Source organism: Chryseobacterium soli (genome assembly GCF_000737705.1).
GTDB classification, from domain to species: domain Bacteria; phylum Bacteroidota; class Bacteroidia; order Flavobacteriales; family Weeksellaceae; genus Chryseobacterium; species Chryseobacterium soli.
Window position 1 is genome coordinate 16959 of record NZ_JPRH01000006.1, and the last position, 24982, is coordinate 41940.

A 24982-nucleotide genomic window follows, 5' to 3' on the forward strand; every position below is an offset into this window, starting at 1 on the left:
ATATTTTATAACTACAAAAACATTTCCTGCCTTTTTTAAAACTTTATGAAAAATTTAAGATTTTTTGAGTTTTTTTGAGTTCACATCAAATAAAGAAAATAAGCGCTTAGACATTGAATAAATAGCAAAATAATAGTAAAATAATCGTTTTAGCAGTAAAAAAACAATAAATCAATCTATTGTCTAAATTTTATTTATTCTAGATTACCAACTGTTTTCCCGTACTAAAAAATTGGAGTTATTATATTATAACTCTAAAAATGAAATATCCCATTTTTAATAAGGATGTATTTAAAAGATATGGTAATCTGAGTTCGGGTTAAAGCTTTCTTTTTCTACCAATGTCCGGAAGTTTGAAAATGAAATAGAGGAGTTATTAAATCCAAAAGTACACTTTCCATCCTAATCTTAACTTTTTGAATCCAAATTTTTGTATCCAATTGTTTTATAATACCGGTAGAGATAGTCATAAATGATCATTTCAAACAGTCTCTGATAGGAAATAAACATCCTGTTTATATTCATATGAAATATACTCTGAAAGAAATACCGGAGTTCTTTTTCTGAATAATGTTGTTTTACATGTTGCAACGCTTCAGAGCTTTCTGTGATATGGGCCAGGATATCTGTTCTAAAGTCCAAATATTCTTCAGACTCAAGAAACTCGAGATAGCTAGGCTTAAAAGTTCTGTATTTTTTATCAAGCTGGCTGTTAAGGTTTTTATCGGCATGAAACTCTTTTTTAAAAGTAAGATTGGAAACCTTGATCCACTCAAGCTTTTCAGCCATAGAAAGGTCTAAACATTTCAGCATTTCCTCTATATAAAAAAGGGATACGATGATTTTTTCCTCATCCTCAAAATACAGATATTCATGAAGAATAAGTTCACTGCTCTTCCAAAATAAAAATTCTGCTTCTTCAATACATGCTGCCCCATATCTTTCGATCTCTCTGTCGTAAGTATCCATCCTAAAATCTGAGATTTCTCCGGAGTGGATATATTCCTCCAAAGAAGAAGTAATCTGTGAAAGTACAGCATCAAAACTGCCGGTATCTGAAAGTTCAAACCGGATCCGTAAATGGGATTTCGGGTCATTATACCGGATAAAAAACCATTTTTTGATGAGACCTTCCTCTTTCAAATGTTGTAAAAGCGGTTGTATTGACTCTTTCAGAATAATATCTGCGGTCTTTACTCCTGTATAGATCTTAGCATACAGCCATTGGCTTCCGGGAATATATTTTCTGATTGGTGTTTCCATTTATTGATCTTTATATAAAGAAAATACAAACTGCCGGGCAAAATCTTCTTTTTCATGATACAGAAATTCTTCAACTGTGATCGATTTTCTGCGCTGTATTGTGGTCATTAAAAGTGCTGCACAGGTATAATTTTCAAGGTTCAGCACAAGGGTATTGTCTGACTGGACCCATTGTATCCATTTCGGCATCTGTCTTTTGACTCTCCAGGTTTTTAACGATGACAGAAATTCGTCTTTATTATCCATTACAGGGAGCAGTATGTTGACATCCTCCTCCTTAATCTTCCATTGTGCTTTTGAAAGAATGATGTTTTTATATTCAACTCTTGGTAAAAAACGGTAGATTTTTTTCAGATCTCCCCAATAGAAAGATAATCCGGAACGTTTATTCTGCGAATATAAGTCGCACAGGAAATGGTAAACCGGCAATGAATCTGCCGAATAGTTGTGTGCATTGGTAAGATAAGGCTTAATCTCTTTGTTCAGCTTTTTTGAACGCAGGACAACCCTGTCATTCTTGATCGAAATATAGAGGTCTTCAACCGAAATCTGCTTTTCCTGAGGCAAGACAGACTGGGCGAGATAAGGTATTTCATATTCTCTAAGCAGAGGGCGCCGGATGACATTTCCAATTCTGGCTTCCGGAAGATGGACGATCTCAGCAGAAATCACATCAGGATTTAAGGCTTTTTCTTTGTCAGCAATTGTTTTTACGAAGTTTCTGACTTCTGATTTTTCAGAACAGAATCTTGCCAGCAAATCTCCGGCACTGCTTCCGCCACCGCCGTTAAAAAATAATTTATCCTGTCCGTTTTCAGAAACTATCTCTGTCATAAAAGAAAGAGTATCGGGTAAATCTTCCCAGTATTCTTCAAAATTTTTAAAATCGTCCTCATGAAGTTCAATGGAAAATGCTCTATCCAACAGGTTATCCTGAATCTTTTTATTTAAAATAATCTGAACAGGGTTTAGTCTTAGATTCCATTCCGGTTTCATCACTTTACCCGGAAGATTGATATCTTCTAAATACGGATGCAGTCCTTTGGCCTGGATATTCTGTTTATAGCCAATTCCAATTTCAGTATCCAATACATAAGTTAAGGGTACTTCTTCTGTTTCGAACCTTTCATAAAAAGCTTTTTTAAAGGTTTCAAAAACGGTATTCTTATTGAACAAGGTCATCCGGTTCACAAAGGTAATAGCCGTTTTTAATTCTTTCTTCCATATTAGAGGCAGTTGAAATGTATTGTTGAAATATAAATCTGTCTGGAAAAGGTATTTCTGCTCATAATTGATGTTGAAAAACTTCATCAGCTCTTCTACTTCGGTATATAGAGAAACTGAATTCCCGAGCTTTATATCCATATGTTCAAGCTTCTTTTGTATAGAAACAAGGATATCGGTATAATTGTCGGCCCCAAATTTTCGTACTACAGCAATGATAGCATCTAAAAAATCGGCACCTGAAACATTAGACTCCAGCTCACTTACCAAAACCTGATTTTCTATTAATTCCTCAATAAATCCGGCGGCATCTTCTTCTGTGATTTCATCATTGATAAGAGTTTCCGCAATTTGGACTATTGTTTTTCCTTTTTCGACAAACTTCAGTAACTGATCAAGTTCTTGGGAATTGGGTGCTGATGAAATTACATATTCTCTTTTTCCTTCAGCATACGTATATTCTACATACCGGATCCTGCTCCCTACTCTATAGATACTGGTATTCGGATAAAATAAAAGTTGGCTTTTAATCTCCGGAATTTTTGCCAGCGTTTCGGACAGTGCGACCAAAAAATGCATATCAAGCTTGGTATCCCGAATCTGATTGTTGGTTGCCGGTTGTTGGTTATTGGATATCGAAGTGGAAATATCGGTATTAAATTTTCCTAATCCAACGCCTGAAAAAAGACCGAACGGAGTACAGCGTGTACTCATTCGACTGTAGTATTTTAATACGGTGTTTTTCAGTTTTTCATGCTGTCTGGAAGAGAATTTCCCTTCGGAATTGAGCCATTTCAGAATCTCTCCATGCAGATAAGGCGAGGCGAGATAAACAGCTTCCTGAAAAACAGGGTCTGTGCAAATTTCCCGCAATACTTCATCCGGAATTTCATCACGGTCTGTCTTTTCAATAAAGTCTTTAAGCGAAAATAACGGTGAGCGTACTACATATTCATCAAAAAACTGATAGGGAAAACGAGGCATTATTAGAGTGCTATTTATATAGATTTATAGTAATAAAAAATAGCAAATATCTTTTTTGATATTTGCCATTAAAATTATTTGATGTCACTTTATTTCAAAAGTGATATAAGTGTTAGTTATAGCTATCTTTAACGTCCTCTATAACATTTTGAGAAACACCAGTGTCAGTTCCCACCGTAGTTCCTGTATGAAAAACAGAACCACTACATTGCGCTAATCCACCTTTTATTGATGATAATGATTGATTACTAATTTTAGTCATTTGTGACTTTTTCAAAGATAATTTCTTTTCTTGTTTTTCTTTCATGTGAAACGATTTTATAAAGTAACTACCACAAAGAAACCAAATAATTGTAATTGCCCCAAAAAAAGATTCTCTAAATTGATCAATATCGTATTAAAAAATATATAACACGCACATTATCAGTATTAATAAAAACACCCTATTTTTCCAATAATTTGATATAATAAGATGGTAAAGTTCCAGTAACTTTTCTAAATGCATTAGAAAATGACTCCGAATTATTATATCCTACTTCATCTGCTATAGCCGAAATGGTATATTTTCTAAGTTTCTCATTTTTATTAAGCTCCTCTACCACGTAATTAATTCTTAATTCATTAATATATTGTGAGAAGTTTTTTTCTTTAAGTTCATTTACAGATTTTGAAAGATAATCTCTGTTGGTTCCAAGTTCTTTTGCTAAGCTATCTACCGTAATATTTTTACGCAAAAATCCTTTTTCTCCCTCAAAATTCTCCAATTTGGCTCTTATATCCTGAAGTTTTTCATCTGACAACAAAATTTTGCTCCTTTCTTCCTTCTCGGGGAGACCTAGTTTTGTTTCAATAGGAAGAGGTACAGCTGTGAAATCGGAAAATGATTCTTTTGATCTTTCCAGCAAACGATCTGCCTGTTTCTGATATTCTTTTATCCTTTTTTTGTTTTCAACATACACATAGAGCAAAACAGATATGATAAGAAAACCTGCACCCAAAATCCAGAATAATAATGAATTCCTGTTATTAAGGCTACTAATCAGTTTTTCTTTTTCGTCTAGTAATACAACTGTATCATACTTTTTATATATTTCTTTTGAAAGATAGTTTTGATTGTTATTAATTATACTATCTGCATACATCAACTTATTAACATAGTTAAGTTGATTTTCTTTATCATCCTTTTTCTTATAGTAATCTATTAAAATCTCATATCCATCTCTTATTGTATATAATGCACCTTGTGAAAGCTTCGCAAGTGAATCTGATTTAATCAAAAATGGAATTGCCTTACTTTCTTTATGCAGATCATAGTTGATCTTTCCTTTATAATAATACAATATTGATAGATTTGCATAGTCTTTATTTTTTGTTAGATCTTTCTCTATACTCGAAAGATTTACAAAAGCATCGTTATAATTTTTCAGATTATAGTCTGCTATGCTTTCTGACATAACTAAATAGGGATAGCTGTTATAATCATTGTATTTCCTACATTCGGCAATTCCCAATTTATTATAAAATTTACATTTTTCATACTGCTCTATCTTATTATATGCATTTGCTACAGAAAATATTGCACTGATATAATTTTTAATATCTTTTGTATCAGTCTTAATTTTTTTCTTTTGATAACTATAATATTCCAAGAATAGAGAAAGTGACTCTTCATCTTCGCCTGTTGTCGTTTTTAAAATACCTATCAGTTTCTTTATATAATAGTATTGATCCTCATTCTTATTCTTAGCTAAATTCAGAGCCTTAACATATTCATTCAACGCAGCCTTGTAATTAAATGAATAACTGTACAAAATACCTTCAATAATAAAAGCTTTTGCAGGATATTCTTTAGTATCTAGATGCTTAGTCAAACTTAATAATGTATCCGCATAAGGTTTTCCATTCTCAAATTTCAGTCCTTTAGTATGTGCCAATTTATAATATCCATCATAAATTGCCTCACTATTTTTTTCTTTTTTCCCCGTTAATAAAATGGTATTTGCATACAGTTCTGCTTTATCATTATCTATTCTATAAATTTTGTCATAGGATTTTTGTAAGTATTCATTATTTCTCTTTTTTAAAGAATCTGGAATATAAAAACCTTTTATACTTTGCGAAAAGCATACTATCTGACAAAAAAAAGTGAGTAGGAGAAGAAAATATTTATTCATACACGTTTTTTCCAACTGCAATAATACACATTTTTATCTTTTTCTATAAGAATACAATAACACATTAATGTACAAAATATTACTTCAAAAATCCAACATTTATCTTTATCAAACTCTACTAATAACTATTCGAAATTTATCAATTACGGGATACATTGTTTGCCAGAAAAGCAGAACATCCACATCTTTGTTCCAGAAGGTAAGAACACAAAACCTTGTAGGCGCCCTACAATAATACACTGATCAGTAAGCCCTGTGCCGGGGTTTGTATGGCAAAGAAAATATTAATTAAAAAATTTTAGAAAATGAAAAATTTAAAAAAATTAAATGCGTTTTCAATCGAAAAGAAAATGATGAAAAAAGTAGCTGGAGGTAAACTTAGCCCAATTACATCTACCACTAACGAAACTACTACTCTTTGCCAAGGCGGAGGATGGCAGCTTGACGGTGACGATTCTGATTGGACTGGTTAGTAGCCCATATAAAAGGGCTGTTTTCCCATAAAACAGCCTTTTAACATCTATCGAAATTCAACATGATACTATTTTTAACCAATTATTGGGACTATTCCACTCAAAAGCTGATCGATATTTTTAAAGATAAAGGCTTTGAAGACTATATGGTTATTACGACTTCGGATATTTTTGAGCACAAAATGCTTATTGAAGTCAACGGAGATGTCGTAATTGGAGACCGGAAGATTGATTTCGAAAAAATTACGGCAGTATGGTGCAGGAGATTTGCATCTTTGGATTATACAGATCATTATGATAATGCCATTAAAGATAATTTTGAATTCTTCGGTTTCGATTCGATCAAGTTTAAGGAACAGTTGAGAGCTGAATTTCTTACGCTGATTTCTTATATTAATTATAGACTTAAAGATAAAATATGGTATCCGGCAGCCAGCGGCAATCTGAATAAACTTATCGTTCTTCAGGAAGCAGCTCAGGCAGGTTTACAGATCCCGAAGACTTTTATCACGAACAGATCTATTGCGGATAGTGCTAAAGAAGGTATGATCACAAAATCAATCCATGATGCCAATTTCATGAACAGCAAAAACGGCTATATGATGAGCATGCTGACTAAAGAAATTGATTTCGACCATCCTGATGTACCCTCAGAATTTTTTCCCTCTCTTGTTCAAAACAAGATTGATAAGGAATATGAGCTGCGGATATTCTTTATTGATGAAGAATTTTATCCGATGGCTATTTTTTCCCAGGGGCAGGATGAAACCAAGCTTGATTTCAGAATCAAAACTGATACCCCTACCCGATATGTAAGATATAATTTGCCTGAAGATATCAAAACAAGCTTAACAATATTGTGTAAAAAACTTAGTCTCAGAACCGGATCTATCGATATGATTAAAAATAAAAAAGGAGAATATATATTTTTAGAAATAAACCCTGTGGGCCAATACGGAATGACTTCTAACCCCTGCAATTATAATTTGGATTATAAAATTGCAGACCACCTAATAAAACTATGCAACCACGAAAATATAAAGATATCATAGGGCACGAAGAAAAAAAGAAATATTCTCTGAATATCCTGATGGCAGAAATGCATAAGGGCTCTGCTCCCATAAAGAAGAAACTGAAAGGAAAAATATCCCATCCATTTTATAAGCTTATTTCACCTATCCAATTTTTTGAAGATGATGAACAATAATTTTTTTGTCTTATATAGTGATTGTATCCCTGTAAACGGGAGTGCAAGAAGCCTGATATGTGACCTGGGAAGAAATGACTTCATCTTTATAGAAACCGGACATTATGAAGCGCTTTCTAAAAATACCGTGGTCGTAGATCATGAAAATAAGGAATGGCTTGATTATCTGGTGGAAGAAGATTACGGCTTTTATACGGATACTCCTGAACGGTTTCCAAGACTTACTTTTAACCATGAAAACTCATCTATTATAACCAATGCGATTGTTGAACTCAACGAATCCGCAGATCATTTAAAAAAACTATTAGAAAAAAGTGAGCAAAGCAGAATTGAAGCATTAGAATTGAGGGTATACAACCGTTCTAAAGATTTTTTAGTCGATATCCTCAATCTAATTTCAATTTCCAATATCCGGTCGGTATCATTATGCCTGTCAGATTACAGAACCATTAACGAAGATTTTACCATGGTCTTGTCTGATATTAATACGTTGAGAGATCAATTCAATGAACTGAAAGCTATTTCTCTTTTTGAGTGCAGTGAAAATGACAGCTTCATCATACAGGATACCCTGATCGTTTATAACACAATGTCACTCAGAAATGACCATTGTGGACGGATTTCTCCGAAGAATTTCATCATCAACTTTCAAAATTTCGCGGAGGCTAACCATTGTAATTCCTGTTTAAACAAAAAAATGGCGCTGGATACTGAAGGCAATATCAAACCCTGTCCTTCCATACAGAGAGCGATCGGAAATATTAATGATTTTGATCTCAGGGATATTGCCAACAATACCGTCATACAAAGCTATAATATTGCTAAAGATCAGATAGAAGTATGCAGGGATTGCGAATTCCGGTATATCTGCCACGATTGCAGAGCTTATCTAAGTCCTGAAAAGATGAATACAAAACCTAAATACTGCAGCTATGACCCTTATACTGCGACATGGCAGTAATTAATACTCTATTTTGAGCATGGACAATTTTTTTTTCAAAATAACACCAATTCTTTTTTTATATACCACCATCATGGCATTCCTGTTAATGGTGATCCCTCGCATTTTATAACTCTGAGGGATTCACTTTATGAAAAATGTTTCCAAAGCTGATTCAGCACACCGGAAATTACTGATGCTCCTATTCTAAAATGGCCAAAATGAATACCACCAAAGATTTAAAACGCCCTCTTGAAATACTTCAGTCTTCATTTTTCCCCAATTATCTGGGAGTTTTAGACTATTTCAGAAGCCAGAGAATCGGTGATAATAATTTTGAATCATTACTTTACCACTACAAAGCCCGTAATATAGGCTACAATAGAAATGAAATGGTTGAAAAATTTAAAGGGTACCATCCTGTTTCCGCTATAGAGTATATCGTAAAAATCTCAGGAGATCAGGAAATATTTGCGATCAACGAACATCATCTGAACCATGAAAACAGAATATTCATGGAATTATTATTAGAAAAGCTCTACCACAATGGTTTCCGAAATATTTTTGTGGAAGGAATCAATGCTGATCTTAGCAATATTCATCAAGTTAGTTCATTTATAGGATATTATACTCTGAATCCGAGCTATGCGTCTTTTCTCAGGAAGGCTTTAGAGCTAGGTTTTATCGTCAACAGCTACGAGTCATCCGAAATATCTTCTCATCCGGACAAGGCGCAACGGCAGAGTTTCAGAGATTGTATCCAGGCAGAAAACATCATTGATAAAATAAATTCGCTTCCCAGCACAAAATCTATCCTCTATGCAGGTTCTTCCCATATTGAAAAATCATCCGGCAATGGCTGGAAAAAAACAGTTCAATATCTTAGTGAAATTTTATTAGACAAAAAAATATATTGTGCAGACCAATCTAAAATGGGAAATGTAGATTTGGGAAAATCCGATTTTTTTAATTTTGTCAATGATGAATATGCCTTATCAGAACCTTGTGTCTTTCTTAATGATAACGGAGATATACTAATGGATCATCCTCAACTTTATGATATTCAAATTTTCTTTCCAAGATCCAAAGATTGGTATGCGCATCACTATTTAAATATTTCCATAACACTGGATACACGCTTTCTGGGTATGCATCTTTTATTATACAGAAAAGAAACGGTTTACTATCAAAGCATCCCCGAGCAGCTTATCGAGATCAATTCGGAAACAATATCTTTATCTCTCCGGGAGGAATATGCTTATGTTTATTTTATTGCAGATCAGGATGGAGATGTGGTGTTTAGTGATTTTCTGTAAAAAATTTCACTGTTATCATACTAAATTCTTTTTACATAAAGAACTCTGAATGATAACAGTAAAAACTATTCTAATTATTTAAAATCTCATTTCCAGTAGGAAAATGGGTGTTGATTGTTTTATCACCAGTAGTAGGAACAGTATCAGTCTGATAAATTGAATGTCCACTCATATCGCCACCCTTGATTGATAATAAATTATCTACACTTATCTTAATCATCTGCATTTTCTTTAATGATAATTTTTGTGCAATTTCTTTTTTCTGTTTCATTGTATCATAATATTTGATTGTTTATGCAAATAAAGAAACAAAAGGTCTAAACATTCAAAATTTAGATACCGAAATTAATAAATTTCTTGTAAAATAAAACGCAAAAAGCTGAAATACAATATTTTAACAAATTAAAATTCTTATTATTCTTGTAATACCTTTATAAAATAAGATGGTAGTGTACCTGTAATTTTCTTGAATGCATTAGTAAAAGATTCAGCATTATTAAAACCAGCTTCTTCTGCAACACCTGCTATAGTAAGTTTTTGTAAATTTTTGTTGGTTTTTAACTCTTCAATAATGTGTTGAATTCTCAATTCATTTAGATATTGGGGGAAATTTTTTCCTTTAAGTTCATTTACTGCTTTTGATAAATACACTCTATTTGTATTGAACTCTTTAGATAAAACATCTAAATTAATTTTTTTATCTAAAAATCGTTTCGCATTTTCAAATTCCTCTAACTGGATACCTAATTGTTTAAAAGTATGATCTGATAAAGATATTTTAGCCTTCTCTTTTTGAACATCTTTTATTTCTGTCGGAGTGATCGAAACTTCATCAGTAGCCTGAGATTTAGCAAGCAAATTCGCTTTACTCTGATATAATTTTATTTTATTTTTATTTTTTACAAACAAAAATGATAAAATAATAAATAGCAAACTGCCTATCCCTAATGCCCAAAATAAAATATTGTTTTTTGAATTTAAGTCAGTTATAAGTTTTTCTTTTTCGTTTAATAAAACTGGAGTGTCATATTTCTTATATATTTCTTTTGAAAGATTGTTCTGATTACTGTTTATAATACTATCTGCATAAACTAATTTATTTATATATTTTAATTGATTTTCTTTATCTGCTTTCTTCTTATAATAGTCAATCAAAATTTCGTATCCATCCCTTATAGTATATAAAGCACCCTTAGAAAATTTCGACACAGAGTCAGATTTTTTAAGAAAAATGATAGCATCTTTTTCCTTATTCAGGTCTTTATTAACCTTTCCTTTATAATAATATAAGATTGATAAATTTGCATAATCCTTATTCTTTACAAGTAGCTGTTCTATTTCGGAAAAATTGACAAAAGCTTCATTATAATTTTTTAAGTAATAATCAGATATTCCCTCTGACATAATAAAGTAAGGGTAATTATTATAATCATCATATTTCTTGCATTCAGAAATACCTAACTTATTAAAGAGCTTACTTTGCTTATATTGCTTTAGCTTATTATATGCATTTGCAACAGAAAATATAGCCCCTAAATAATTTTTAATATCCTTTGTACTACTATTAATTTTTTTCTTTTGATAATTATAATATTCTAAAAATAAAGAAAGGGATTCATCATTTTCCCCTGTAGTAGTTTTTAAGACACCTATCAATTTCTTTATGTAATAATATTGATCAATATTATTTTTTTTCTTTGCTAAATTTTGAGCTTTTATATATTCATCTAAAGCTTGCTTATATTTAAACTCATAGCTATATAAAATCCCTTTAATAATAAAAGTTCTTGCTGGATATTCATTAGTATTCAAATGTTGAGTTAATGCAAATAAAGTGTCAGCATATGGAGTTCCATTTTCTCGTTTTAGACCTTTAGTATGCGCTAATTTATAATACCCATCAAAAATAGCATCTTTATTTTGTTCTTTTTTACCTTTTACCAGAATTGTATTTGCGTATAACTCAGCTTTATCATTATCAATTCTGAATATTTTATCATATGCCTGATTCAGTTCGTTAATTTTTTTATCTTTTAAAGAATCAGATATACGGAATCCTTTTATACTTTGAGAAGAGTATATGCAATAAAAAAACAGAAAGAAAATAAAATATGTTTTATTCATTTTTTCAAAGTACAATAATACATATTTTTATTGTTGTCATTAAATAGTAATGGTACTGCATAAAGAAATATATAAAATAATATCTAAATTTATAAAAATCCAATTCAATTATCCAAAATTAATTAATTCCGATATACTTTGTTTTGCAAATAAAAAAAACACCAACATCTTTGCTTCAGGTAAAAACACAAATGTTTATTTTTTGTATGTGTACAGTACAAAAGTATAAATATGAAATGCTGATCAGCGCCTTCCCAAGCCAGGGAATAATATATGGCAAGTAAAATATTAATTCTAAAAATTCAAAAATGAAAAAATCAATCAAAAACTTAGAAGCAAAATCGTTGGGTAATTTTACCAAAACTTTTGGTAGCAAAATCTTTGGTGGTGAAGGAGCACCTACAAGATCAATCAAAGAAATTGTAATTGTAGTTCATAAGCCAAAGGCCCTCGATTCTGGCATGGGTGATGATGATGCACCTATAGATCAAACAAATGATGGTCCTTACTAAATGATAAAAGGAGCCTAATAAGCTCCCTTTTGATTACTACCTCATATTCATAGTGATCTGGGGTAGTAAATTTATTTTATTGGAAAATTATCTTTATTTTTTATATTAAAATTTTATGCAAAAATTTATAATAGCTTTATTTACAATTTTACTATATAGTTGTGGGACGAATTCTTATAGTTCACTATCTAAATACAATTCTTTTGAAAGAGAAGGAGATTATTATAGATTTAGAAATGATTCTTTAAAAGTAACAATGATGATTTTTGGAGGGTTTGATCTAGCACAAAATAAAAAAGAGTTTGACAGTATTAAGTATCGACTGAAAAAAACTGTTCATAAATATAATGGTAAAAAATTATTCTATTTACAAAACTCCACATATAAAACTTATGACTGTGCTCTAATTATCAAAAAAAAGGAGCTACCTCCTATTGTAGAAACAAAAAAGTTCTATATACGAACCATAAAATGTGGTAATTCTGCATTGTCTTTTAAAATTTCAAAAACAACCTTTGATGAAACTATACAGTTTTATTTAAATGATTTCAAATGTCTGAAATAACTGATCAGATATAAATATATATTATGATTTTAATTATATCAAAATCTGACGACACCCCTACAGAGCAAGTTTCAAATTGGCTAAATGCTTATAATATTCCGTTTTATATCTTAAATGATAATATTTATGATGTATTAAAAATCGATTTTAATAATGGAACAATATTTATAGGGGAATATCCAATAGACACTTTTAAGGTGGTTTGGTTTAGAAAGTTTCCATATGCATTGCGTGAAAGCCAAAAACATGATATTAGAAAAAAGTTATATCATTCTTTGGTTGAATATAACATGATTGAATCCAGAGCTTTAAGAGAATATTTGCTATTTGAGTTAAATAAAAGAAATGTTACTTGGCTAACAAACCCTTTTTATCTCACGGAAAATAAGCTGATTCAAATGCAAATGGCGCAAAATTGTGGACTCTTAATACCTAAATCATTTATTGTTAATAATAAGAACACTCTTGAATCCCTGACAGCGAATGACGAAGAATTTATAACAAAACCCTTTGAAAATTGTGTTAATTTTAGATCAGAAAATAGCATTATAACAATGCAAACAACAGTGGTAAATGAAAAAATCAATAACATTCCCCAATTTTTCAAACCAGCGTTATTACAACAAAAGATAATAAGAAGTTTTGAGATAAGATCATTTTATTTATTAGGAAAATTCTATTCAACAAAAATCATTACAAATGATAATTTAATTGTAGATCACCGTATCTCTGTAGCTAATGATGAATGTAGGTTTGAAATTTATAGACTTCCTGAAGAAGTAGAAAAAAATTTACACCATCTTTTAGAGTCTATGAATTTAAATTGTGCTTCAATAGATTTAGTAGTAAATCAAAATAATGAACACTTTTTTTTGGAAGTAAATCCTGTGGGGCAGTTTACTTACCATTCTGTATTTAACAATACATATTTAGAAATTGAAATTGCTCTCGCATTAAAAAAAATGTTAAAAGAATGCAACATAAAAAACACATGACTTTAATTCATTTCTTATTGGATGATTCATTCGCAGAGAAATTACAAAAATTCGTATCTAAAAAAGAGCTGAATAAGGCGGTCTCACATAAATACCATTCAACAGACTATAAAGTGAAGGTATATGATAAAGTGTGTACCCCTTTTATAGATCTAAAACTATTTGAAAAATGAAAAATTTTTTTGAACTATATCAAGATTGCTTTATAGTTAAGGGTGCAAAAAATATCCTTCTCTGTGATTTTCATTTTAATAAGATATTAAATATTACTGACTTTTATCATTTATTTGTCGATGATTATTACATACCAATTATTAATAATGATGAATTGGAATCCGTATCTTATTTCGTTGACGAAAAATTTGGAACTATTACCGATACTATTTCACCAAAAGGATATCGTAAACAATTTAAATGGCGGTCTCCAAATAAAATTAATGAGGTAATTATTGAACATAAGATTAGAGATAATTTCAACCTGCAAGATGTATATATGTTCATAGAAGATCTTTCCTCAACTTTCATTCAAATTAGATTTTTAGAATTTTCATTTTCCAAATTTAAAAAAATATTATCTCTAATTGAATTTTCCTGCATTAGGACAGCGGAATTAATATTACCATATACAGATTTGACTCAAAGCTCAAAAGTTATAAATTTATTAAAACAAAACTTCCGGATAAAAGTAGTTTATTTTTATAATTCTCCTGAAAATAAATCAATTGTTGATAATAAAAGACTATTCACAATGATTTACTATGAGAAAGATTTAATCAATCCTAAATATTGCGGAGTAATAAGTGAAGATTATTTTCTGAATGATTTAAATAATATATCGAAAAATAAGACTGTTAATAGTTGTTTGTATGGTAAATTATTTATTTCAAATAATGGAGACCTCAAAAACTGCCCTGCAATGCAAAATGTCTTAGAAAATTTTAATACTATATCAGCAAAAAGTTTAATACCTAAAATTAATGAAGAGAAAGAGAGGTTTATTACAAAAGATCAAATAGAAATTTGCAGGGATTGTGAATATAGATATTTTTGTATAGATTGTCGTGCATATAAAGAAAATCCGGAAAATATTTTTTCTAAACCATTAAAATGTGGTTACGATCCATATAAGGGGATATGGGAAGAATGGAGCAAGAATCCTTTAAAACAAAAAGCAATAAAATACTATGATCTCGAAAGTTTTACTTAAAATAATAATTTTTTCATTCTCAATTAACATTATAATAGCTCAAAAAATAAGAGTTACTTACAATATAAAGTACAAACCCGACTCTACTCAATCGATATATAAAGAAAGTAATATGTTGCTAGATGTGTATGATTCTAATCTATCTCGTTTTTATTCGGAAAAATTATTTAAAAGTGATTCCATAAGAATTAATGGAAACCAATCACAATATTATTCTTTAGATTTTAATAATGCTATTGTTAAGGATAAAAACATACTGAAAAAGTATTATCGTGTACTAACAGATGTATATGAAGTAGCTGCAGAATCCCCTAATTTAGAGTGGAAAATAACATCTAACACTAAAAAAATAGGCGACTATTCATGCCAGCAAGCTACATCATATTATAAAAACAGATATTGGACAGCATGGTTTACTCAGGATGTTCCAATTTCAGAAGGTCCTTCTTTGTTTAAAGGATTACCAGGATTAATTGTATGGGTTTCTGATGATAAGGGAAATTATGAATTTTCTTTAAAAAAGGTTGCTAAAACATTTTATGACCCATATAATGGTGTTGATTTTAAGACAGAAAACGTTGTAAAAGTAAATAAAGAACAATTAAATAAAATTTACATTAATTATTACTTAGATCCGTACAAAGAAGCGAAAATGGGGAAAATAAAAGTAAATTTTGTTGACCAGGATGGTAATGAACTTAAAAACATCAATTGGAATGAATTAACAAAAATTAAACAAGAAGAAATAAAGAAATTTAATAACCCTCTTGAATTATTAGATGCTGTAAAATACCCCAAATAATCTGAAAATAGTAGCATCTTCTGTCGGACTGTCTTCAGAAAAAGATCTGTATATGCTTATAGAAAAATAAAGGTATTTCTTCATTAATGAGAAAGAATACGGTAAAAAGTGTAATTTACATCATTATAATAACATGTATATAGCAGAGAAATCCAACATCAGATGATCTCGATTTTCTGCTTATTATAATCTTTAAACTAAAACACCATGAAAAAGTTACCCATTCATTATTGTCTTTATTTTCTTCTCGCACTATGCCTTTTATCCTGCAAAAAGAACTACATCCCCTATTACAATAAGGTAAATGAAATTGACAGTATCTACAGGCTGGCCAATAATCCAAAACTTGCCGTAAAAGAATATCGTGAGCTTTTTAAAAAATATACCCCTAAAAATCAGGAGCGTATTGAAGAATATGCTACCTATATAAACCTTGCCGATCAATACCATGAAGATTTTGGAGGGAAAGAAAGCCTGTATCATTTGATTTCTTTAATAGCTCCTTATGGTGATAAATACAAAAACTATCTTCCCCTTTTTAATAAATATGGAATTGATAACAATACGGTAGAACAAAAAATAGCAGACTGGAAAAAAGATTTGAATAAACGTCTTATTGATTCTTTCACAGTTGCTGCTACAAGAGATCAGATAGGGCGTCCTTATGATACGGCAGTTGTTCGAAAAAATGTAAAAAAAAATGCAGAGCTTTTCATATGGACATTTAAAAAATATGGATTTCCATCTCAGCAAAAAATAGGCATGGCAGGAAATAACGGCAACGGATTTCATATGACTACCCTGCTTACGCATATGAATGAATCTAAAAAGTATTATCCTTATATAAAAGAAAAACTCCTGGAATATATAAAATCCGGTGATTGCTCACCCCTTGATTATGCACGGATGCATGATACGCATTTAGGATCCCACAAAGGCACCAGCCTCTACGGTTTTAATATGATTGCAGTAAAAGATAGTGTGCAGACCAACCGAAACCGAAAAAGTTTGGGTATTGCGAGTATAAAACACAGCTTCCAGATACGAAAGGATTTCTTTAAAAAACTCAAAGAAGATGAATCACATTCCTCTGAATAATAGTAATGAATCTATAGCCTTTCTATCCGGAATTTATCAATTACGGTATACTTTATTTGGATCGGATTTATAAAGTTTTGATCTTTACTATAAACAATCCAGCAGCCTATCTGTAAAATAATTGTTGAAAAAATAGGAGCCAGCTTGAAACTTTAACACAAACAAATAACGCTGAGATACCACAATAGAAGTAATTCACCTTCCTATTCATTAGTGATGAAAATATGCAAATCAGGAATTTCCACCAAAAAACACTATTAATTGACAAAAAAATGATATTCAACTACAAACGTAATAGCATTGATAACAAGATGTTAATTCTATTTAAACAATATATATCACCATAAAAAGAAAAAGTTTTGTTTTTTTAAAACATCTGTGTATTTTAGATAAAAAATATTTATATGATTTTCGATAAACTAATTAACTACCTCAAGCTTGATAAACAGGAGTTTATTTTCCAGTTTAACTCCCACCCAAACTATCCGTCTGCGCTGGCTTTCAGTGACACCTTGAATTTTATGGGCGTGAAAAATGATGCTTATGAACTTGATAAAGAATATTGGGATGAACTGCCGGAAGAATTCATCGCCATTGTTGATAATTCTTTTTCGCTGGTAAAAAAAGCAGGAAATAGTTATTCAGTTTATTCAGAAAAAGCCAATACACTCAACAAAGAAGATCTCCATAAAAAATCCACAGACTTTGTTTTACTCTTTGAGAAAACAGAAAATGCAGAAAGTAAAGCGGCTGTCAACCTCAAGCCTATCTTATATATTGTCTTTGCCATTGTTCTGATTTATTCATTCCTAAGCCAGACTCTATATGAAGCCTTATTCAATGTTCTTTCCCTGGCAGGAGTTTATATTTCTCTCGAACTTTTCAACCAAAAATTCGGAAATACTTCTTCAGTCATTGGAAGTATCTGTGGCGACACCACAGCAAGCCAGGCTGCCAACTCATGTGATAAGATTATCAAGCAGGATAAAACAAGTATTTTAGGATTAAAATTTGCCGATTTTTCACTGATCTATTTTACAGGACTTGTGGTTCTGGGGCTTTTTTTACCTACTACAGCCTATATCGTTAAAGGATTCACTTTTGTATCAGTGCTAGCCATCGGTTACTCCTTATATATACAAGCCTTTGTAGAAAAAACTTTCTGCCGGGTATGTCTCCTGATTATTTCAATCCTGGTAGGACAATTAGTTGTAAGTACATTACTTTTCGAAAATATATCCTTTGGAATTGGGACACTTTTATTAACGGCTATTTTGTGGATTATTATTTTTTCTGCGGTACTCTATGTTAATAATCTGCTTTCCTATAAAGAAACACTGCAGAAATCAAATGCCAAAAACCTTAGGTTTAAAAGAAACTATGAACTTTTCAAATCTCAGCTTGTAGACAATGAAAAAATAGAATTCCGGGATAATGAAACATTCTCTTTAGGAAATAAAGATGCTAAACTTCATATTTCTATTGTGTCCAATCCGTACTGCGGATTTTGTAAAGATGCTCACAAAATAATGGAAGATCTTCTGGAAAAGTATCCGGAGCAGCTTTCCGCTCAGCTAAGATTCAACTACTTCCCTGAAAAAGCTAACGAAAAATATACAAAACTGATTTCAGACTTTACCAATATCTACCACAACAAACCGGAAAAAGAATTTCTGAAAACGGTAGAAGAATGGTTTGAAACGAAAGACGAAAGCAAGATAAGCACAAAATCTACCGCAACTGAAGGATCCGAAAATTTAAACCCGATCATTGAAATGTCGAAAGACAATACAGATGCCGGATTGACATTCACACCGGTTTTCATCATCAACGGGCACCAGTTTCCGGATAAATATGACCGTGAGGATATTTGGTTTTTCATTGATGAATTAATTGAAGACGAAGACTTTTAGTAAAAAATAAACAGCATACAAAAATTCACTATCTTAGGAAAAACTATATAAGCGAATTCCGAAAAGCTTTAAAACAGTAGGAAAAACATCAAAACCAATTACTATGAAAAATTTACAAAAAATCACAAGAGAAAGTTTAAAAACTATTAAAGGTGGACTTAGACAATGTCCGGTTGATGGAGATTGCGGTCCAGGCTATTGCTGTTCAAAAGGCGCGTGTAGACCTTTTTCAGGAGCCAGCCCAACAACCTATCTGTGTGATGCACCTTTAAATTAAAATTGCCCGCCTTCGGGATTAAAGCACCATTTGTCGGATATAATCAACCAATGGTGCTTTTATTAGTCGACAATACATTTGAATATTAATATTGGATAATGAAAAATGTCGTCATATTTTTGACGGCATTTTATAATGAGTATAAGTTTTGAAGAAATTTCCTTTTTATAAACAACCTGACGCAAAGGACTGCGGACCTACGTGTCTCAGGATTGTAAGCAAATATTACGGCAGAAGCATCTCTTTACAGCAAGTCCGCACTCTTTCTGAAACGACCCGTGAAGGAAGCAGCCTGCTGGGACTGAGCGACGCATCAGAAAATTTAGGATTCCGCTCACTGGGAGTTCAGATCAACTTTAACACGCTGGCAGAGGAAGTTCCTTTTCCATGTATTGTACACTGGAACAAGAACCACTTCGTTGTTGTTTATAAAATTGATAAAAACAATAAAGTCTATATTTCAGACCCGAGTTACGGCCTGATTACTTATACGAGAGAAGAGTTCATCAAATCCTGGATCGGAGAGAATGCCAATGAGAATACGGAAGAAGGGATTGCCCTTATTCTGGAAACTACACCCGCTTTCTTCCAGACCGAATTTGATACCAATGAAAGTAAAGCGAGTTTTACTTTTCTTTCAAAATACCTGCTGAAATACAAATCGCTGGTTATCCAGCTTGCAGTAGGTTTATTGGCAGGAAGCTTACTTTCCCTTATTTTCCCTTTTCTTACCCAAAGTATCGTAGACGTCGGTATACAAAACCAGGATCTGAATTTCATTTACGTGGTATTGCTGGCGCAAATCATGCTCTTTTTGGGAAGAATGGGTATAGAGGTTATTCGAAGCTGGATCTTGCTTCACCTTTCTGCAAGAATCAACATTTCGATTATTTCTGATTTCTTTATCAAGCTCATGAAGCTTCCTATAAGTTTTTTTGATACAAGAATGACCGGAGATATCATGCAGAGGATCAATGATCACCACAGAATAGAACAACTTTTGACGAGTTCTTCTTTAAATACCCTCTTTTCTCTTGTCAACCTGATTATTTTCAGCATTGTACTCCTGTTATATGATTACAGGCTTTTTGTCGTGTACCTTATAGGAGCAGTACTGTATGTAGCATGGATCAGTTTCTTCCTTAAAAAACGAAAAGAGCTTGACTATAAAAGATTCTCACAGGTTTCTCAGGAGCAGAGCAAAGTGATTGAGCTTATTAACGGTATGCAGGAGATTAAAATGCACAACGCCGAAAAGCAGAAACGTTGGGATTGGGAATTTTTGCAGGTGAAATTATTTAAAATAAGAATAAAATCGCTGTCGCTGGAACAGTGGCAGTCGGTAGGAGGTAATTTCATCAACCAGATGAAAGATATTCTGGTGAGCTTCCTGTCTGCAAAACTGGTATTGAGCGGAAACCTTACGTTAGGGATGATGCTTTCTGTACAGTATATTATCGGGCAGCTTAACAGCCCGCTGCTTCAGCTTATTGACTTTATCAAACAGAGTCAGGATGCTAAAATTTCTCTTGAAAGATTAGGCGAGATCCATGACAAGGATGATGAAGAAATGAAAGATGAGCAATATGCTTCTGAAATCCCACAAAAAGATCTTGAAATCAGCAATATGTCGTTCAGATATATCGGTTCAGATGTTCCGGTATTCGAAGGACTGAATCTTGTCATTCCTTATCAAAAGACTACAGCCATCGTTGGGGCCAGCGGAAGCGGAAAGACAACCTTGCTTAAATTATTAATGAAATTTTACGATCCGAATGAGGGAGACATAAAAATTGGAGGTACCAATCTGAAAAATGTTTCACCAAGATTCTGGAGAGATCACTGCGGAGTGGTGATGCAGGAAGGGTATGTTTTCAATGATACTATTGCCAATAACATCGCAGTTGGAGAAGATTATGTGGATAAACAGAAATTGAGACGTGCCGTAGAAATTGCCAATATCAAGGAATTTATAGAAGGTCTGCCGTTAAGTTACAATACCAAAATTGGAAATGAAGGTCTAGGAGTAAGCGGTGGACAAAAGCAAAGACTTTTCATCGCAAGAGCCGTCTACAAATCCCCTGAATACATTCTATTTGATGAAGCTACTTCAGCACTGGATGCCAATAACGAGAAAATCATTATGGAAAACCTGGAGCAGTTCTTTAAAGGAAAAACAGCTGTGGTTATTGCCCATAGACTTTCAACTGTGAAACATGCAGATAAAATCATTGTCCTGGATAAAGGAAAAGTAGTAGAAGAAGGAAATCACACCGAATTGGTAGCCTTACGCGGCGAATACTATAGACTGGTTAAAAACCAATTAGAATTAGGAAATTAATACGTCAGATATCACCAAAGAGCGGAATCCGAAAAGCATACAGAGTAGGAAAAATTAAAATTATATTACTATGAAAAATCTAAGAAAATTAACAAGAATCGACCTTAAGTCTCTGAAAGGAGGAGGGAAAGTTTGCGGAGACTACTTCCCACAGAATCCACCTGATATTGGAACACCTTTCCAATGCGACTGTAATTTAGCATGGTGTGAAAAGATGACCGCTTGTGTTCATCCTAGTTTTTTCTCACCTGAAAACTGCAGGGTATAAGGACAAAAAGGCATTGAGTGCATATGAGCATTATATGCTGTAAGATACTATCAGCAACTTTCTTCAAAGGGTTGCTGATATTCAAAAAAATGTAGTAGTTACAATAGCTCACAAAGTATCTATTCCGCAAACTGTATAGATTTAATTACCAGAAATATTATTAAATCTTCATAGATTTAATTTTTTAATACGATGTCAAAAGATATATTAGACAACATAGAACTACGCTCGGAAAGTGTTCAGGACATTCTTACCCAGCCTCCCCATTGGATGATACGCTGGGGGAACAGCATTATATTTATTATTCTACTGCTCATTATGCTGATGAGCTATATCATCAAATATCCGGAATTTATTCCGGCACCTATTATTGTGACTTCACAGAATCCACCGGAAAAAATTGAAGCCAGAATAAGCTCCAAAATAGAAAAGATCCTCATTAAAGATCATCAGGATGTTAAGAAAGATGATTTGTTAATGGTGATGCAGTCTGCAGCCAACTATAAAGATGTGTTGGAACTCAAAAAACTGGTAGATTCACTTGTTCCCGGTCAACTGCATGCCTTTCCGCTTGCCCAGGCTTCAAGATTCAAATTGGGAGAGCTGCAGGGAGATTATAACAGTTTTGCAAAAGCATTACAGGATGAGCAGCTTTTTACTAGGCTTCAGCCATACGCTCCAGAAAATTTAGCAGCCAATCAGAGTATTTCAGAATACAGAATAAGGATTTCTACCCTTAGACAGCAAAAGAGTCTGGAACAGGCAAAATATGAGCTGACAAAGAAAAATTACCAGAGATCTCAGGAACTCTTTAATCAAGGCGTTATCGCTGCAATGGAACTCGAAAATGAAAAGATAAAATATATCCAGGCTCAACAGAATCTGGAAAATATCAATATTTCTTTATCCCAAATGGATGAAGGTATTTTGAATTTAAATAAAACAAAAAGCGGAACCGCTATCAACACTGAAAAAGATAAGATCACCTACTCTTCTCAGACGTTGCAACTTTTTGAGCAGCTTCGAAAATCATTAAAGCAATGGGAACAAAACTTCCTAGTTATTTCATCTATTGACGGAGTAGCCAGTTTCCAACAGTTTTTTGGTGAAAACCAGTTTATAAAAACAGGCGATCCCATCCTTTCTATTCTTCCTAAAAACAAAGAAAAGCTGGTAGGTAGAATGTCTGTACCTACAGCCAATTCAGGAAAGATTATTGCAGGAGAGAAAGTATTGATTAAGCTAGACAATTACCGCTTTCAGGAATATGGTATCATAGAAGGAAAAGTTCAGAATATTTCTCTTATTCCTGATGATAAAGGAAATTACTATGTAGATGTAGTTCTTCCAAAAGGATTAAAGACGAGCTACAACAAAACGCTTACTTTCGACAAAGAACTAAGAGGGAATGCTGAGATTGTAACTCAGGATCTCCGACTTATTGAAAGATTCTTCTACCAAATCAGAAAACTTCTGGGATATCAAAGTTAATTTGATTTCTCATACGATATAAAAAATAAACCGCAGCGATCTTGCTGCGGTTTTTATTATGATATTATCCGTTAATAATTTATTTTGAAACCTTTGATAAACTATAGATGAAGTAGCAATTTAAGAAGCTTTTACCTATGTTAAATCTGATTGTAATAGAAACCTTTTGTATCCTGAAAATTGCTTATCATTCTCAATTCCATATCCCGAGTTAAAGCTTGCCAGAATGGATTGATTTTTTACTTAAAAGTTGATTTTTATTTTGATAATTCTTTAGAATAAAAAGAAAATAAATTATGATTGAAAGAAGATGAAAAAATAAAAGCCCCTATTACTAGGGGCTTTTTGTAGCGAAGACGGGAATTGAACCCGTGACCTCAGGGTTATGAATCCTGCGCTCTAACCAACTGAGCTACCTCGCCGTTTTGGTGGTGCAAATATAGAAAATATTTACTTACCACCAAAATTATTTTGCTTTAAAATATTCCAAAACATCGCCAACATGGTCTGGTTTATTGATTATCTTATTGTTAGCATCTAAAATAAAATATGTTGGAGTTGCATGAATATTATAGGTATCTACATAACTGCTGTTCCATCCTTTTAATTCTGAATCATTGATCCAAGGAAACGCAGCAATTTTCTTCGTATATGAATCTTTATCCACGTCTAAAGAGAAACCTACCACCTGTACATTTTTAGCCTTTAAATCATTGTATTTTGCCAGCAATTGAGGAAGTTCGCTCTCGCAATGAGAACAAGTGGAAGACCAGAATACGATGATCTTTTTATCCGCTTTTATATCATGTAGCGATTTCGCTGTAGTATTAGCAGGTGCCTGGAATTTATAGTTAGGAAAAACAGCTCCCATTTCTATATTTGCATTCGACTTCAGCGTAGAAGCCAGCCTGTCATTAATGGTGCATTTAAGATTTTTAGCGAGGTTCAGATATTTAGTTTTAAATTCATCCATTTCATAGACGTCAAAAATATCAATAAGCTCAGATAAAACTGTTTGTCCTCTTGGTGTTTCTACCTTTAAACGGTCTAAAAGTTTATCAACAGAAGTTCCGACATTTGTATTACCACCTGCATTAAGATACGATACCAATACCGGTCTTAATAATGATGATGTCTCTAGCATATCATTAGACTTATCAAGGAAATTGATAATGTCATCCTGAGTAGCTTTTTTAGAAGGATCTGCGGAATTAGATAAGAATTTGCTGTAGTTCGTGTTATAATAATAAATAAACGGATGCTGTGTTTGATCTATGCTTCCCGCACCACCGGAAAGTCTACTGATCTCCTCTTTCAGGGCTTTACCAAAATCCGTATTGTCTTTATAATATTCCTTAATCTGAGTTAATGCAGGAAGAATCAGTTCTTTCTTTTGAGAACCTTCCTGCTGCTTGTTCATAAGTGAATTAGCTTCATCCTGATAGATAATGTCTTTCACTTTATTGTTCTGAACGTCTAACTTTATGCTTACGTTTTTATTTTCAGAAATAAAACTCACCATATTATTGGTGTTCGGAAAGTTCAGCTTCATCATTCCCATGTAGCTGGTGGGATATTTAAAGGTCCATGTATTATTCTTACTTTGTTCTTTGGTAACAATAATATCTTTTGAACCGTTCAATGTATATAAAATAGCCTCTTGTTCTTTGAAATCTGATGGCGCCTGTACTGTAACAGTAAACTGAGCCTGTAAAGAAAATGCAGTTAATGCTGCTGATAATATATAAATCTTTTTCATTGAGTAAAAATAAAAAAACTCTCTGATTAATCAGAGAGTTTACTATTAT

At 32.4% G+C, this 24982-nt stretch carries 23 protein-coding genes and 1 tRNA gene; 16 read left to right on the plus strand and 8 right to left on the minus strand.

Going from position 1 to position 24982, the window contains the following annotated elements:
• Positions 1-408 precede the first annotated feature (408 nt).
• The 4 genes from IW15_RS14375 to IW15_RS14390 all read right to left on the minus strand — a co-directional run bounded on the left by IW15_RS14375 (position 409) and on the right by IW15_RS14390 (position 5645).
• Positions 409-1263, minus strand: coding sequence for a thiopeptide-type bacteriocin biosynthesis protein (locus IW15_RS14375; protein ID WP_034712610.1), 855 nt, complete (start codon positions 1261-1263; stop codon positions 409-411).
• Positions 1264-3471 (minus strand): lantibiotic dehydratase family protein, encoded by a 2208-nt coding sequence (locus IW15_RS14380; protein WP_034712612.1) that lies wholly within the window; start codon positions 3469-3471, stop codon positions 1264-1266.
• A 112-nt stretch (positions 3472-3583) separates the two neighbouring features.
• Entirely contained in the window at positions 3584-3778 is a 195-nt protein-coding gene (locus IW15_RS14385; protein ID WP_034712614.1) for a hypothetical protein, read from the minus strand.
• Positions 3779-3914: 136 nt separating this feature from the next.
• Positions 3915-5645 (minus strand): helix-turn-helix domain-containing protein, encoded by a 1731-nt coding sequence (locus IW15_RS14390; protein ID WP_034712616.1) that lies wholly within the window; start codon positions 5643-5645, stop codon positions 3915-3917.
• A gap of 305 nt (positions 5646-5950) precedes the next feature.
• On the opposite strand from IW15_RS14390, the gene IW15_RS22835 reads away from it, so the two are divergent.
• The 5 genes from IW15_RS22835 to IW15_RS14410 all read left to right on the plus strand — a co-directional run bounded on the left by IW15_RS22835 (position 5951) and on the right by IW15_RS14410 (position 9581).
• Positions 5951-6118, plus strand: a complete 168-nt coding sequence (locus tag IW15_RS22835) for a hypothetical protein (RefSeq protein ID WP_165585202.1) — start codon at positions 5951-5953, stop codon at positions 6116-6118.
• Positions 6119-6180: 62 nt separating this feature from the next.
• Positions 6181-7170, plus strand: a complete 990-nt coding sequence (gene gwsG / locus IW15_RS22080; RefSeq protein ID WP_051882056.1) for a grasp-with-spasm system ATP-grasp peptide maturase — start codon at positions 6181-6183, stop codon at positions 7168-7170.
• On the plus strand, positions 7140-7325 hold the full coding sequence (locus IW15_RS14400) for a hypothetical protein (RefSeq protein WP_034712618.1): 186 nt from the start codon (positions 7140-7142) through the stop codon (positions 7323-7325). The genes gwsG and IW15_RS14400 overlap by 31 nt, the downstream gene beginning before the upstream one ends.
• Positions 7312-8286: a grasp-with-spasm system SPASM domain peptide maturase gene (gene gwsS / locus IW15_RS22085; protein ID WP_084681441.1), complete on the plus strand. Its 975-nt coding sequence runs from the start codon at positions 7312-7314 to the stop codon at positions 8284-8286. The genes IW15_RS14400 and gwsS (IW15_RS22085) overlap by 14 nt, the downstream gene beginning before the upstream one ends.
• Before the next feature lie 200 nt (positions 8287-8486).
• A complete protein-coding gene (locus IW15_RS14410) occupies positions 8487-9581 on the plus strand; it encodes a hypothetical protein (protein WP_131368562.1) in 1095 nt (364 codons plus the stop codon).
• Positions 9582-9651: 70 nt separating this feature from the next.
• Here the strand turns inward: IW15_RS14410 and IW15_RS14415 are convergent, their stop codons facing one another.
• Together IW15_RS14415 and IW15_RS14420 are read right to left on the minus strand one after the other, a co-directional pair.
• Positions 9652-9852 (minus strand): hypothetical protein, encoded by a 201-nt coding sequence (locus IW15_RS14415; RefSeq protein ID WP_034712622.1) that lies wholly within the window; start codon positions 9850-9852, stop codon positions 9652-9654.
• Positions 9853-9995: 143 nt separating this feature from the next.
• Positions 9996-11705, minus strand: coding sequence for a helix-turn-helix domain-containing protein (locus IW15_RS14420; RefSeq protein ID WP_034712624.1), 1710 nt, complete (start codon positions 11703-11705; stop codon positions 9996-9998).
• A 308-nt stretch (positions 11706-12013) separates the two neighbouring features.
• Here IW15_RS14420 and IW15_RS14430 point away from each other — a divergent pair, with 308 nt between their 5' ends.
• From IW15_RS14430 to IW15_RS14475, 11 genes are all read left to right on the plus strand, one after another.
• Positions 12014-12217: a hypothetical protein gene (locus tag IW15_RS14430; RefSeq protein ID WP_034712628.1), complete on the plus strand. Its 204-nt coding sequence runs from the start codon at positions 12014-12016 to the stop codon at positions 12215-12217.
• A gap of 115 nt (positions 12218-12332) precedes the next feature.
• Positions 12333-12782, plus strand: a complete 450-nt coding sequence (locus tag IW15_RS14435; protein ID WP_034712630.1) for a hypothetical protein — start codon at positions 12333-12335, stop codon at positions 12780-12782.
• A 23-nt stretch (positions 12783-12805) separates the two neighbouring features.
• Complete coding sequence (locus IW15_RS14440; protein WP_034712633.1) at positions 12806-13777, plus strand: ATP-grasp domain-containing protein; 972 nt, start codon at positions 12806-12808, stop codon at positions 13775-13777.
• A gap of 169 nt (positions 13778-13946) precedes the next feature.
• Entirely contained in the window at positions 13947-14984 is a 1038-nt protein-coding gene (gene gwsS, locus IW15_RS14450; protein ID WP_034712639.1) for a grasp-with-spasm system SPASM domain peptide maturase, read from the plus strand.
• Complete coding sequence (locus tag IW15_RS14455) at positions 14962-15786, plus strand: GLPGLI family protein (protein ID WP_034712642.1); 825 nt, start codon at positions 14962-14964, stop codon at positions 15784-15786. The genes gwsS (IW15_RS14450) and IW15_RS14455 overlap by 23 nt, the downstream gene beginning before the upstream one ends.
• 207 nt (positions 15787-15993) lie before the next feature.
• Positions 15994-16884 carry a hypothetical protein gene (locus IW15_RS14460; protein ID WP_034712645.1) on the plus strand — a complete coding sequence of 297 codons (891 nt, stop codon included), beginning with the start codon at positions 15994-15996 and terminating at the stop codon, positions 16882-16884.
• Between the two features lie 404 nt (positions 16885-17288).
• Positions 17289-18797 carry a thioredoxin domain-containing protein gene (locus IW15_RS14465; RefSeq protein ID WP_034712647.1) on the plus strand — a complete coding sequence of 503 codons (1509 nt, stop codon included), beginning with the start codon at positions 17289-17291 and terminating at the stop codon, positions 18795-18797.
• A gap of 103 nt (positions 18798-18900) precedes the next feature.
• Entirely contained in the window at positions 18901-19074 is a 174-nt protein-coding gene (locus IW15_RS22840) for a bacteriocin-like protein (protein ID WP_165585203.1), read from the plus strand.
• Between the two features lie 148 nt (positions 19075-19222).
• Entirely contained in the window at positions 19223-21415 is a 2193-nt protein-coding gene (locus IW15_RS14470; protein ID WP_034712649.1) for a peptidase domain-containing ABC transporter, read from the plus strand.
• Positions 21416-21485: 70 nt separating this feature from the next.
• On the plus strand, positions 21486-21683 hold the full coding sequence (locus tag IW15_RS22610) for a bacteriocin-like protein (RefSeq protein ID WP_131368563.1): 198 nt from the start codon (positions 21486-21488) through the stop codon (positions 21681-21683).
• Between the two features lie 192 nt (positions 21684-21875).
• Positions 21876-23174: an HlyD family secretion protein gene (locus tag IW15_RS14475; protein WP_034712651.1), complete on the plus strand. Its 1299-nt coding sequence runs from the start codon at positions 21876-21878 to the stop codon at positions 23172-23174.
• A gap of 348 nt (positions 23175-23522) precedes the next feature.
• Here IW15_RS14475 and IW15_RS14480 read toward each other — a convergent pair.
• Positions 23523-23596: transfer RNA gene (locus tag IW15_RS14480), tRNA-Met, on the minus strand.
• 44 nt (positions 23597-23640) lie between these two features.
• Positions 23641-24933: a peroxiredoxin family protein gene (locus tag IW15_RS14485; RefSeq protein ID WP_034712653.1), complete on the minus strand. Its 1293-nt coding sequence runs from the start codon at positions 24931-24933 to the stop codon at positions 23641-23643.
• Positions 24934-24982: the final 49 nt, after the last annotated feature.

What these genes read in the sequence shown, in the direction of transcription:
- IW15_RS14435 (WP_034712630.1), top strand. Translation starts at nt 12,333, where the DNA reads ATGCAAAAATTTATAATAGCTTTATTTACAATTTTACTATATAGTTGT.
- IW15_RS14475 (WP_034712651.1), top strand. Translation starts at nt 21,876, where the DNA reads ATGTCAAAAGATATATTAGACAACATAGAACTACGCTCGGAAAGTGTT.
- IW15_RS14420 (WP_034712624.1), bottom strand. Translation starts at nt 11,705, where the DNA reads ATGAATAAAACATATTTTATTTTCTTTCTGTTTTTTTATTGCATATAC.
- IW15_RS22610 (WP_131368563.1), top strand. Translation starts at nt 21,486, where the DNA reads ATGAAAAATCTAAGAAAATTAACAAGAATCGACCTTAAGTCTCTGAAA.
- IW15_RS14455 (WP_034712642.1), top strand. Translation starts at nt 14,962, where the DNA reads ATGATCTCGAAAGTTTTACTTAAAATAATAATTTTTTCATTCTCAATT.
- IW15_RS14380 (WP_034712612.1), bottom strand. Translation starts at nt 3,471, where the DNA reads ATGCCTCGTTTTCCCTATCAGTTTTTTGATGAATATGTAGTACGCTCA.
- IW15_RS22840 (WP_165585203.1), top strand. Translation starts at nt 18,901, where the DNA reads ATGAAAAATTTACAAAAAATCACAAGAGAAAGTTTAAAAACTATTAAA.
- IW15_RS22835 (WP_165585202.1), top strand. Translation starts at nt 5,951, where the DNA reads ATGAAAAATTTAAAAAAATTAAATGCGTTTTCAATCGAAAAGAAAATG.
- IW15_RS14385 (WP_034712614.1), bottom strand. Translation starts at nt 3,778, where the DNA reads ATGAAAGAAAAACAAGAAAAGAAATTATCTTTGAAAAAGTCACAAATG.
- gwsG (WP_051882056.1), top strand. Translation starts at nt 6,181, where the DNA reads ATGATACTATTTTTAACCAATTATTGGGACTATTCCACTCAAAAGCTG.
- IW15_RS14465 (WP_034712647.1), top strand. Translation starts at nt 17,289, where the DNA reads ATGATTTTCGATAAACTAATTAACTACCTCAAGCTTGATAAACAGGAG.
- IW15_RS14410 (WP_131368562.1), top strand. Translation starts at nt 8,487, where the DNA reads ATGAATACCACCAAAGATTTAAAACGCCCTCTTGAAATACTTCAGTCT.
- IW15_RS14460 (WP_034712645.1), top strand. Translation starts at nt 15,994, where the DNA reads ATGAAAAAGTTACCCATTCATTATTGTCTTTATTTTCTTCTCGCACTA.
- IW15_RS14440 (WP_034712633.1), top strand. Translation starts at nt 12,806, where the DNA reads ATGATTTTAATTATATCAAAATCTGACGACACCCCTACAGAGCAAGTT.
- IW15_RS14430 (WP_034712628.1), top strand. Translation starts at nt 12,014, where the DNA reads ATGAAAAAATCAATCAAAAACTTAGAAGCAAAATCGTTGGGTAATTTT.
- IW15_RS14375 (WP_034712610.1), bottom strand. Translation starts at nt 1,263, where the DNA reads ATGGAAACACCAATCAGAAAATATATTCCCGGAAGCCAATGGCTGTAT.
- IW15_RS14415 (WP_034712622.1), bottom strand. Translation starts at nt 9,852, where the DNA reads ATGAAACAGAAAAAAGAAATTGCACAAAAATTATCATTAAAGAAAATG.
- gwsS (WP_034712639.1), top strand. Translation starts at nt 13,947, where the DNA reads ATGAAAAATTTTTTTGAACTATATCAAGATTGCTTTATAGTTAAGGGT.
- IW15_RS14400 (WP_034712618.1), top strand. Translation starts at nt 7,140, where the DNA reads ATGCAACCACGAAAATATAAAGATATCATAGGGCACGAAGAAAAAAAG.
- IW15_RS14485 (WP_034712653.1), bottom strand. Translation starts at nt 24,933, where the DNA reads ATGAAAAAGATTTATATATTATCAGCAGCATTAACTGCATTTTCTTTA.
- gwsS (WP_084681441.1), top strand. Translation starts at nt 7,312, where the DNA reads ATGATGAACAATAATTTTTTTGTCTTATATAGTGATTGTATCCCTGTA.
- IW15_RS14390 (WP_034712616.1), bottom strand. Translation starts at nt 5,645, where the DNA reads ATGAATAAATATTTTCTTCTCCTACTCACTTTTTTTTGTCAGATAGTA.